This window comes from Wolbachia endosymbiont of Menacanthus eurysternus (assembly GCA_029715105.1).
Lineage (GTDB): Bacteria > Pseudomonadota > Alphaproteobacteria > Rickettsiales > Anaplasmataceae > Wolbachia.
Map to the genome: position 1 here is coordinate 338652 of CP085695.1, position 12077 is coordinate 350728.

A 12077-nucleotide genomic window follows, 5' to 3' on the forward strand; every position below is an offset into this window, starting at 1 on the left:
GATAGGAATTAAAGTTTTAATAAAAAAGTAGTAAATGTTTTGTAATTTTCTACTTATGGTATTTTATAATAGTTAAAAGGGTATAAAGATAGAAATTTATATTTTGCAAAAAGTTATTTTGAAAATATGAAAACTATTAGAGATTTAATTCAGGAAGGATCGGAATTGTTATTGCGCTATAAAGTGCAATCGCCACGTTTGGATTGTGAGATTATTATGCAATATGTTTTTGGCGTAGAAAGAGCATTTATAGTTATGAACTATACTAATCAAGTACCTATGGAAAGGGAAAAGTTATTTTGGAAATTGATAAAAAAGAGAGCAAAAAGGTATCCGATATCACAATTAATAGGCAATCGTGAATTCTGGAATGGAAATTTCATAGTTAATAATCATGTTTTAGATCCAAGACCAGATAGTGAAACACTAATTTTAGCAGTACTAAAGTATTATCAAGACAAGAGGCAAAAATTAAAAATTGCAGATTTGGGTACAGGTACAGGTTGTTTATTGATATCTATACTTGATGAGTATAAATATGCTGTTGGTGTTGGCTTTGAAAAAAGTTTAGAAGCATATAGAGTTGCTTGTCAGAATGTAAAAAGACATAATATGTCTAAAAGGGCTAAAATACTTTTAAGTTCATGGACAAATTGTAGGGGTTTATTTGACCTCATAATTAGCAATCCTCCATATATTAAAAGTAGTAGGTTAAAAAATTTACAAATAGAGGTACAAAAAGAACCTAAAATGGCTCTTGACGGTGGTATTACTGGGTTAAACTGTTATTTAAGTATTTTTCCAATTTTGAAAAAATGCCTAAAAAAAAATGGAGCAGCTTTCCTTGAGGTGGGAGAGGATCAAAATGATATTGATAAAATAGTTTCTTCATATGGATTATTTTTTCAAGAATATATATATGATTTCGCTGGAATGAAAAGATGTATCGTTCTTAAACAAGTTAATTAAATAATTTAGTTCTTCTTTTGGATTTATTATTACAATTACAATAAGATTATTGATGGTTTTTTTTATTAAAAATAAGTTCTTCTCATATAGTTTTGTTGTAGACTTGTTTGAGATAGGTGAGTTTCTTATAATATAAGTTTTTAAAATAGAATTGCTTGTCATTTGTATTATTAATGTGTTATTAATTAACATAGAATTCGAAATATAGAGCTACATTATTTAAATATTTGATGACTAGTGTAGTTTCATCGTATTTTATAAATATTGCTTAAGATATTTACCTGTAATACTTTTCGAAGTGTTTGCTACTTCTTCTGGGGTTCCTATAGCCACTATTTCTCCGCCTTTCATTCCGCCTTCTGGGCCAATATCTATTATATAATCTGCAGTTTTTATAACATGTAGATTATGTTCTATAACTATAACTGTATTTCCTAAATCAACTAATTTATGAAGAATTTTTAACAAATTATTCACATCTTCAAAATGTAACCCTGTTGTTGGTTCATCAAGAATGTACAACGTTTTTCCAGTAAATCGTTTTGATAATTCTCTAGATAATTTTATTCGTTGCGCCTCTCCTCCAGATAACGTTACTGAGGATTGTCCAAGTGTTATATAACCAAGTCCTATTTTTTGTAAAGAAATTAACTTTTCTCTTATTATCGGAAGATTTTTAAAAAAAATACAAGCTTGATCTATTGTCATATCAAGCACATCGGAGATTGATTTATTGTTAAAGGTAATTTCTAAAGTTTCTCGATTATATCGTTTACCTTTACATTCTTCACATTTAACATAGACATCAGGTAGAAAATGCATTTCTATTTTTAGATATCCATCGCCTTTGCATGCTTCACATCTTCCACCCTTAGTATTAAATGAAAATCTACTTACATTGTAACCTCGTGCTTTTGATTCTGGAAGACATGCAAACCAATTTCTTATATGAGTAAATACACCAACATATGTTGCAGGATTTGAGGCAGGAGTTCTGCCAATCGGCGACTGATCTATTTCTATAATTTTATCTATATACTCAAGACCGTCTACTTTATCACATTTGCCATATTTTATAGATGAATGATACATTTTGTGTGCTGAATATTTGTATAATGTTTCTATGACTAAACTTGATTTTCCTCCTCCAGATATTCCAGTAACACAAATAAAATTACCTATTGGAAATTCAACATTTATATTTTTTAAATTATTTTCATATGCATTAATTACTTTTATAAATTGAGTTGCTTGTTTTCTTTTTTTAGGAATTGAAATTATTTTCTTTTTACTTAAATATTGTCCTGTTATACTTTTTAAGTCTTTTTGTATTTGACTTGGTGTTCCTTCGGAAATTATTCTACCACCATTTATACCAGCTCCAGGTCCAATATCGATTACATAATCAGCAGACATTATTGTATCTTCATCATGCTCAATAACAATTACAGTATTTCCTATATTTCTTAGATCCATGAGAGTAGCAATTAATCGCTCGTTATCACATTGATGAAGACCTATTGAGGGTTCATCAAGTACGTACAGCACTCCTGTTAAACCAGAGCCAATTTGTGAAGCAAGTCTGATTCTTTGACTTTCACCACCAGAGAGGGTGCTTGACTCACGTCCTAGTGTTAAGTAATTTAATCCTACATTTTTCAAAAATGTTAATCTTTTAATTATTTCACTTAATATTTTATTTGAAATTTGTTTTTGTTGTTCTGTAAGTTTTTTCGGTAATGTTTTAAACCATTCAAGAGATTCATCGATACTGAGTTCAGATACTTCACCTATATGTTTACTATCGATTTTTACCGTGAGTACTTCTTTTTTTAGTCTATAGCCACTGCATTCTTTACAATTAATAATAGAACAATATTGATCGATAAATGTTTTATTATAGTTGTTAATTTGACTTTCTAGTATATTGACTAGACCATTAAATTTCATTTCTTTAGAACCAAAAAGTATTATATCTTTTATTTCTTGATTTATATTTTTCCATGGAATATCAAGATTAAGTTTATAACTTTTAGTCAGTGAAAAAATTATTCTCTTTAGAAGTTCATAATTTATATCTATTTGGTAGAGTATTGATTCCACCTTTTTTAAAGCACCATTAGATATTGAGAGTGTTTCGTTAGGTATTATTAAATTTATATTAATAGTTAATTTCTTTCCAAGTCCGTTACATGAACGACACGCCCCGTATGGACTGTTAAAAGAGAAGAATCTTGGTTCTATTTTTTCAATAGTAAAACCAGACTTTGGACATGCAAAATTTTCTGAAAAAACCAAAGTTTGATCTCTTTTGTATCTAGAATTATGATCACTAGGTAAGTCTATTATATCTACATATACTAATCCTTGACTCAATTTTAGTGCTAATTCTATGCTACTTGGTAATCTATTTCCTATATTATTTGATATCGACATTCTATCTATAATTACAAAAATATCATGCTTTTTATTTTTATCTAATTTAGGTAAAGTATTTACATCATATACTCTATCATTTATCTTTAATCTTATATAACCTTGTTTTTTAATTTCTATTATTTCTTTAATATGTTCACCTTTCTTGCCACGAATTATTGGAGCAAGTATATATATTTTAGTTTTTGGCGGTAGTGACATTACAATATCTACAATTTGAGATACAGTTTGTTTTGTTATTGGTAGTTTAGTGACAGGTGAATATGGAATTCCTATACGTGCATATATCAAGCGTAGATAGTCATAAATTTCAGTAATAGTTCCAACTGTGGATCTTGGATTTTTTGAAATAGATTTTTGATCAATAGATATTGCGGGAGAAAGACCAGTAATAGAATCTACATCTGGTTTATCTTGAATATTGAGAAATTGACGTGCATAGGCAGAAAGACTTTCTACATACCTACGTTGACCTTCTGCATAAATCGTATTAAATGCAAGACTAGATTTACCAGAACCGCTAAGTCCAGTTATGATAACTAGCTTATTTTTGGGTATGTTGATATTTATGTTTTTTAAATTATTCTCTCTTGCGCCCTTAATTCCAATAAAATTATCCATATATCACGGCATTTTAGACATTAAAATTATAGCCCATAACTATATTAATTCATAGTAATTTTGCTATGAGAAGAAGAATTCTAATTAATTAAATAAATTATATTAATATTCAATAATTAGTACATTCAGCAATATGAATTTATTAAAAAAAATCTTAAATATGAAATTAGAGAAATACAGTAAGTACTGAAAAATAAGAATGCTTTATAAAGCATGATTTAGTGTAAAAGAAAATGTGAGAGATTTCGATTAAACAAATCGAAAATGGATATAAAAAATTAAAATGAGTTGTAATTTACAAAAATGATAATAATAACGCAAAAATAAAGGTTAATTATTTTAGAGAATTAACGAGTTCTACAAATATAATTATTTCATTATATTATTTATATGTATTTATATGTGAAGAAGTGAAATAAATAGTAGGTGTTAGTACTATTATATATCTGTCAGTATTTAGAAAGAGTAAACTTTAGATGTCAAATGAGATAAATCAAATAGAAAAATATTTCAAAGAAAACAAAGGCTTCTAATTCATTTAAATTCATAAAAATATACTTTATATATGAGAAAATTTTTATTTAGGTTAATAGATGTAGTATGCAAACAATATAAGTAGAGAAGAGAATATATCATTTAAATGATAAAATAGGAAAGAACATAAATGATAAATAATAAAAACTAAATAAGAAATTTTAATGTAGTTTGATATCTTCTTTTCTATATAACTTTTAGAAAAATTTTGGGTATTAAGTTAAATATTAAAATAAATAAAGCAAATATATTATTGAGTAAATATTTGCTTTTATATAAAAACTCTCTAATAATAATTAGAGTAAATAATTATACGTTTTCGTACAGTGAAAACTGTTTTAGCTATTGAAACAAGTTGCGATGAAACTGCTACAGCTATTGTAAATAGCAATAAGCAGATCCTTGCTCATGAAGTTATTTCTCAAGTAGAACATAAAAAGTATGGTGGAGTAGTTCCTGAAATAGCATCACGTGCTCATATGGAATATTTAAGTAATTTAATAAAAAGCTCTATGAGGAAGTCTAATCTTGATTTTTGCGACATGGACGCGATCGCATCAACATCAGGACCAGGACTTATAGGTGGACTAATAGTTGGAACGATGACGGCAAAAGCAATTGCACATGTAATACAAAAACCGTTTATTGCAATCAATCATTTAGAAGCACATATATTAGTTATTAGGTTAATATATAAAATTAAATTTCCATTCTTGGTTTTACTAATATCAGGGGGTCATTGTCAATTTTTAATTACACAAGATGTTGGTAAACATATTAAAATTGGAGAATCATTGGATGATTCTCTTGGTGAGACATTTGATAAAATTGCCAGAATGCTTGGTTTGGGTTATCCTGGGGGGCCAATAATCGAAAAATTAGCTAAGAGAGGTGATGATACAAAGTTTAAACTTCCAAGAGCAATGAAAAATCACCTTGGATGTAATTTTTCATTCTCTGGAATAAAAACAGCAGTAAAAACTTTGGTACAGAGTTTTAAAATGAATGAACAAGATATACAAGATATGTGTGCTTCATTTCAAAAATGTATTAGTGATATACTACTTGATAGAGTGAAAAATGCAATTATTATTGCCACATCTTTAAATATTAAGATTAATGATTTTGTAGTTACTGGTGGAGTTGCAGCAAATAAGTATTTAAGAAAAAGTTTAAAAAGACATATAAATTTAAACGTATTTTTTCCTCCAAAAAATTTATGTACAGATAATGCAATAATGGTTGGATGGACAGGCATTGAAAAATTACAGAAAGGTCATATAGATCCGTTAAATTTTATGCCTAAACCAAAATGGGAGTTAGGTATTTGTGTAAAAAAAGAATTGTATTGAATGTTATTTATGGTTAATAGTTGTTATTGATATATTGATATTTTTAATGTGTAGTGAATTGAATTTTAGATAACGTGGAAATAGCATCATCAATAAAAAAGGAGTTAAAGCAGAGCATACTATATGCATGCTTAAAGAAGTGTAAGAGTGCATTTTGGTTTATTTTCTGGTTTAGTTCGGGAATTAATTTTTTAATGCTGTTTTTACCACTTTATACTTCTCAGGTGCTAGATAGGGTAATATCGAGTGGAAGTATATCAACATTGATTATGTTAACGATTATTACTTTGTCTGCTTTTGGATGTTCTGCGATATTAGAAACTTGTAGATATATTGCTATGGCAAAGATTGGTGATTGGATAGATAAAACTGTAACTCCAGATTTGATAATAAGATCTATCAGATTAATATCAGTACAGAGTTCAACTTCTAGCGGTGAAGCGTTACGCGATCTTAGAGTAATAAAAAATTTTATTACTGGAAACAGTATTTTTTCATTATTTGATACTCCATGGTCACTAATTTATCTTTTTGTGATTTTTACAATACATATATTTACATGGTTTATAGCTATGATTGGAGTTATTATGTTGGTATCTATTGCAATATGGAATGAATTCGCTACTAAACATATTTTACAAGAAGTAAATGAAGAAATTACACGAAATATTAATGCAATAGATATTGCAACAAGAAATGCAGAAGTAGTTGAAGCTATGGGTATGTCGGAATTTATTATTTCTGATTGGTGTAAACAAAACGATGAAAACCGTGCAATGCAAATTAAGGCACAAAATCGCTCTAGTATAATTATTGGAATTACTAAATTTCTACGTTTAACACTACAAATATCTGTAATTGGAACTGGTGCATTACTTGCGATTACATCTCATAAAACTGCTGGTAGTATTATTGCTGCCTCAATCTTAATGGGGAGGGCATTAGCGCCTTTTGATGCCGCAATTCATACTTGGAAATTTTTAAACCACGCTAGAATGTCGTATAGAAGGTTACAAAAGCTTATACTTATGTCTCCAAAAAGAAAACAAACTATGACCTTACCAGAACCCAAGGGGAAGCTAGAATTTGATAGAGTATTTTTTACTCCCTATAGAAGTAGTAAATCAACAGTAAGGGGGATATCATTTGTTATAGAGCCGGGAGATATAGTAGGTATTATTGGTGCAAGTTCTTCTGGTAAATCAACTATTGCAAAGTTATCTGTTGGTATATGGAAACCAGTATCTGGAGTAGTTAGATTGGATGGTGCTGATGTATATACCTGGAATAGGAGAGATTTTGGTAAATATATTGGTTATTTACCTCAGGATATTGAATTATTCAATACTAGTGTTAAAGCAAATATTTCTCGTATGAGTCCAAATCCAGATCCCAAGGAAATAATAAAAGCAGCAAAGATTGTAGGAATACATGAGTTAATATTAAATTTACCAAATGGTTATGATACTATAATAGGAGGAGATGGAGTGATACTTTCTGGTGGACAGAAGCAACTTCTTGGACTTGCAAGAGCTTTTTATGGAAATATAAAGCTTTTAGTACTTGATGAGCCAAATGCTAGTTTGGATAATAATGGAGAAACATGTTTAATTAATTCAATTAGTATTGCAAAGGAACAAAGTATAACGACACTTATTATAACTCATAAGTTATCGTTGTTATCTATAGTTGATAAAGTGATTCTTGTATCGGATGGAATTGTTCGTTCTATAGGTTCAAAAGATGAAATCTTAAATAAATTGGTTGGTTGTTTTCATTGAGACTAATTATGAAAAATGATATTTTTGTTGTATCAATAATTTATCAAAGATAAGAAATTTGTTATTTTACTCATTATATCTTCATAAGATGAAAATAATAGAATTATATGAGTATGATATTAAAATGTTAATAAAAACCTCTTTAATCAAGTTTGAATTTTTGTATATTTGCGTGGTAGTTTTACTAGAATAGTTTTATTTGTTTTTAAACATATTGAACTACTCATAAAATTTTTACTGGTAGTTTTGTAATTTATTGGAAAATATACTTTTAAAATTATTTATGTTTTGTTCTTATTTATTTGGTAATTTGTTTTAATTATAACTTCACACTTTATAGTTAGCAGCAGTACTTAATTTTGGTAAATCTTTAATTATTTCAGATAAACTTAGATTTTTTTTAAGTAAAATATCAACAAATTTGATAGCGGAATATAATCCGTCATCAAAGCCTAGTTCAAGAAAAAAAAAGTGTCCGTTCGGCTCACCAGCAAATTTTGCATTTTCTTCTATTATTTTTTTCATAATTAGCGAATCTTCAGTAGAAGATGTAATTATTTTTCCTCCTAATTTTTTAACAAAGTTATATACTTTTATATTCATTTTTATATTAGCGATGATTTTGCATCCAGGATATTCCTCTAGTATTTCACGTACAAAAATCATAAATAGATGGTCGTTAGAAATAATATTACCTTTATTATCAATTAAACATATTTTATTACCATCACCATTAAAAGCGATACCAAAGTCACATTTATTTTTTTTTATGATGTTGATTAGTTGAGTTAAATTTTTTTCCTTTATTGAATTTGGCTCATTGCATGGAAATGTTCTATCTATAGAATTATTGTTAATTACAATATGTATGTGATCTGGTAAAATCTTCTCTAGATATCTCATAATTCCATTTACTGAACTATTTTTAGAATCCCAAGCTATTTTTAATTTACGTGTAGAGTTGTTTTTAAGTGCACTTTTTAATACATTAATATATTCACTATATATATTAATGTTAATAGTATTACCAATTTTCGTACCTATTTTAATAGGTGTATTTATAATTTCTTTTATTTTTTGATTTGAATAAGTTTTTTTGCAATTAAAAAAAAAATTAAAACCGTTGTATTCATTTGGATTATGTAAGGCAGTAATCATAATACCAAGATCTGCATTTACAATTTGTGTTGCGATGTATAGCATGGGTAAAGAACATAGTCCTATTCGCGTAACGTTCGCTCCAGATAAGGTTAAACCTTTGATCAATTCTTTTTCTATTTTTGGTGAAGTTATTCTGTTATCGTATCCTACACAAACATTATTTATAATTTGGCCAAACTTTCTGCCTATTTCATATCCATCTCTAATTTGTAAATCTTTACCTACTATGCCCTTAATATCGTATTTTTTTATAATTGTATTATCCATTATATTCTTTTGGGAATTGATATTTTATATGGTTAAATTTATAATTATAAAGATAATATGAGAAAAGAAAATACGTTCATAAAAATAGTTAAAATAGTATTTTAACTAATTAAAATTAAATTTTTAGAAATTTTTGAAGATTACTTTTAAATGATTAAAACAAATGGTGATCAAGGAAAAAATTAAGTCGGAAAGGGTTAATAAGGGGAGCTCTACACTCTTTTAATTATATTTCATTATAATTGCTGGGTTATTAAGTTCTACATAGTAGAAATATCTATTGATAAGTTTATTGAAATAACTCTTTGAGAGAATTCAGGATTATATATGGTATAAAATCATTAATATTTACACTGTTAAAAAGTTGTAAATTAATTACAAAATATTTGTTGAAGTATTAAAAATATAAAGAAATAAAATCCCTAGTATTATAGAGAGACTAATTTTATTATAAAGTTCAATTTTATTAAAGTTTGTAGTATCGCCATTTAGGGATGAAAATTTTTCATAAACTTAGAGGAGAAAATATAGGAACTTTAATAATTGCTATTAGTAAATTTTTATTTTTCGTAAGATATTTTTAAATCAATCTTATAGGATTGATGACATCTAAAACAGATTGTAAAGTCTAGCAAAAATCTGGTATTTGATACCTATGCAGTAATATAGAGGCATATGCTGCTATTCCTTCATTTCTCCCAATAGGGCCTATTTTTTTTACAGTTGTTGCTTTAATATTTACAAATTTGCTATCAATTTCTAATGTTTTCGATATGGACTCTTCCATTTTTGTTTTATAGGGCGATATTTTGGGTTTTTCACAGATTATAGTAACATCTAGATTAGACACACGATATCCTTCTTTCTTTGCTTTATTGTTAGCAAAATTTAAAAAGTAAAATGAATCTTGATTTTTCCATTTAGAAAGATTAGATGGGAAATGCTCCCCTATATCTCCGTATCCAAGTGCTCCAAGTATAGCATCAACAATCGCATGTATCGCAACATCCCCATCGGAGTGTGCTTCTATTGCCATATTGTGCTTAATTTTCACACCACAAATTCTTATAAAATTTTCAACATTATTTTGAATCTTAATGAATTTGTGTATGTCATAACCTGTACCAACACGATATTTTGGTTCTTCGAAAAGAATTTTTGTCATACTGATATCCTCTTTTGTAGTTAATTTGAAATTACTCTTCTCACCTCTAATAGTTGAAATACATTTTTTGTTTTCAATCATCAACGATGAATCGTCAGTGAACTCTTTATTTGATTGATGACATAACAATAATTCTTTAAAATTAAAGATTTGGGGAGTTTGTATAGCTTTAAGTTTTTTTCTTGAAATTATAGATTTGATTGAATTATTGTCATTTAGTAGTAATATGGTATCTTCGATTTCTATTATTGGTATCACTCCTGTGTATTGAAAATTAACTCCAATTTTATTAATTAAATTATTTATTAAAGCATTTGATACGAAGGGCCTACAGCCATCATGTATGATTACAAAATCCGGATTAATTTTTTGTAAACTTTCGAGTCCTAATTTGATTGAATTTTGTCTACTTTTTCCTCCATAAACTGGATTTAACAATTTGTTGTCTATGTTCTTTTTTGTTATCCATAATGTATTTAATACTGATTTATAAAAATTTTCGTGATTTTTATTAATTATTACTCTTATGCAATCTATATATTGATTTATTAAAAGCTTTTTGATTGTATAAAATAGAACAGGCTTACCTGCTAATTTTATATATTGCTTTGGAAATGCATTATTATTAAATCTACTTCCTATTCCCGCAGCAGCTATTAAAGCTGCTATTTTGTGTTGTTTAGATTCATTAGCGTACACTTTTCTTTTATTTTTTGTTATCACCTAATAAAAGCCTTATTATAGCATGCATTTTTTTTTTTAAAAGATAATAAAACTAATATTAATTATAACTACTTGAATGAAATTTATTTAAATATTAGATGCCAAAATAAAATGAGGATTTTTATAAAAGTGTTTGTTTCCTTATGGGTTTTTATTAAAAAAAAGAAGATTATTAATAAAAGTTATCATAATTTTTTATGATACATATTAGTAATCTTCATAATTAAAATTAAAGAGATTATTGTTATGTATAATATTTAATGTTAATTAAACTTATAGAGACACATTTATTTTAATAATGTAGAATGAAAGAAGTGATATGATAAGTTAATAAGTAAAATGAAAGAAATAAATATGATAAGGTTTTATTTAGTCCGTCTTCAAAATTTAGCTAGATTAACATTATTTTCTAAATTCCACAGCAACATTAACATTCTATGTAAAGTGTTGTTTAGATATGGGATTGGTAGGACTCGAACCTACGACCAATTCGTTATGAGCGAACTGCTCTAACCTACTGAGCTACAATCCCCCCTTTTTAATATAAAGACCATTATAGTATATGAAACATGTGAAAACACAAAAACCTATCATTGATTTATTTTACTATCAATCCAATTTGATAGATCATTTATTATACCAATTTTACGTGCAATTTCTTTACCATTTTGAAATATAATTAAAGTTGGTATGGATTGTATTCCATATTTGCTCAACATCTCAGATCCTTCATCTATGTTAAACTTGCATACCTTGATTTTATTTTTCTTATCTCTAGCTAACTGTTCAATATATGGTATTAAGCTTTTACATGGTTTACACCATTCAGCCCAAAAATCCACTAATGTAAATCCTTGATAGTCAGTAACTTCAGATTTAAAATTAAAGTCGTTCACGAGTATAATATTGTCTGTCATAGAATCACCAACCTATAAATATACATTGATAATATATTAATGCATGCATTGATATAATCAATTAATAATTTTTTAATTGCATCATATAAAGTATCCTATGAGAAATTCATATAACATTTATGATTGAAGCAGATGTTTACCTATCATTTTA

Annotated in this window: 7 protein-coding genes and 1 tRNA gene; 3 read left to right on the forward strand and 5 right to left on the reverse strand. The window is 27.3% G+C overall.

Translation table 11 applies throughout. The annotated features are described in order from the left end of the window. The first annotated feature begins 126 nt into the window (after positions 1-126). Complete coding sequence (gene prmC / locus LJI21_01350) at positions 127-969, forward strand: peptide chain release factor N(5)-glutamine methyltransferase (GenBank protein ID WFW29936.1); 843 nt, start codon at positions 127-129, stop codon at positions 967-969. A 255-nt stretch (positions 970-1224) separates the two neighbouring features. On the opposite strand, the gene uvrA is transcribed toward prmC, so the two are convergent. After that, entirely contained in the window at positions 1225-4026 is a 2802-nt protein-coding gene (uvrA, locus tag LJI21_01355; protein WFW29937.1) for an excinuclease ABC subunit UvrA, read from the reverse strand. 860 nt (positions 4027-4886) lie between these two features. Between uvrA and tsaD the strand changes: the two genes are divergently transcribed. Next, on the forward strand, positions 4887-5912 hold the full coding sequence (tsaD, locus tag LJI21_01360; GenBank protein WFW29938.1) for a tRNA (adenosine(37)-N6)-threonylcarbamoyltransferase complex transferase subunit TsaD: 1026 nt from the start codon (positions 4887-4889) through the stop codon (positions 5910-5912). 74 nt (positions 5913-5986) lie between these two features. After that, on the forward strand, positions 5987-7693 hold the full coding sequence (locus tag LJI21_01365) for a type I secretion system permease/ATPase (GenBank protein WFW29939.1): 1707 nt from the start codon (positions 5987-5989) through the stop codon (positions 7691-7693). 327 nt (positions 7694-8020) lie between these two features. Here LJI21_01365 and LJI21_01370 read toward each other — a convergent pair whose 3' ends face one another. The 4 genes from LJI21_01370 to trxA form a co-directional block, all read right to left on the reverse strand. After that, positions 8021-9121 (reverse strand): phosphomannomutase/phosphoglucomutase, encoded by a 1101-nt coding sequence (locus LJI21_01370; GenBank protein WFW29940.1) that lies wholly within the window; start codon positions 9119-9121, stop codon positions 8021-8023. A 628-nt stretch (positions 9122-9749) separates the two neighbouring features. After that, complete coding sequence (gene ispF / locus LJI21_01375; GenBank protein WFW29956.1) at positions 9750-10985, reverse strand: 2-C-methyl-D-erythritol 2,4-cyclodiphosphate synthase; 1236 nt, start codon at positions 10983-10985, stop codon at positions 9750-9752. 482 nt (positions 10986-11467) lie between these two features. Continuing rightward, positions 11468-11541: transfer RNA gene (locus LJI21_01380), tRNA-Ile, on the reverse strand. 58 nt (positions 11542-11599) lie between these two features. Beyond that, complete coding sequence (trxA, locus tag LJI21_01385; GenBank protein ID WFW29941.1) at positions 11600-11926, reverse strand: thioredoxin; 327 nt, start codon at positions 11924-11926, stop codon at positions 11600-11602. Positions 11927-12077 lie beyond the last annotated feature (151 nt).

Excerpts from the sequence above, each read along its gene's own strand:
- uvrA (WFW29937.1), bottom strand. The coding sequence starts at position 4,026 with ATGGATAATTTTATTGGAATTAAGGGCGCAAGAGAGAATAATTTAAAA.
- LJI21_01370 (WFW29940.1), bottom strand. The coding sequence starts at position 9,121 with ATGGATAATACAATTATAAAAAAATACGATATTAAGGGCATAGTAGGT.
- trxA (WFW29941.1), bottom strand. The coding sequence starts at position 11,926 with ATGACAGACAATATTATACTCGTGAACGACTTTAATTTTAAATCTGAA.
- prmC (WFW29936.1), top strand. The coding sequence starts at position 127 with ATGAAAACTATTAGAGATTTAATTCAGGAAGGATCGGAATTGTTATTG.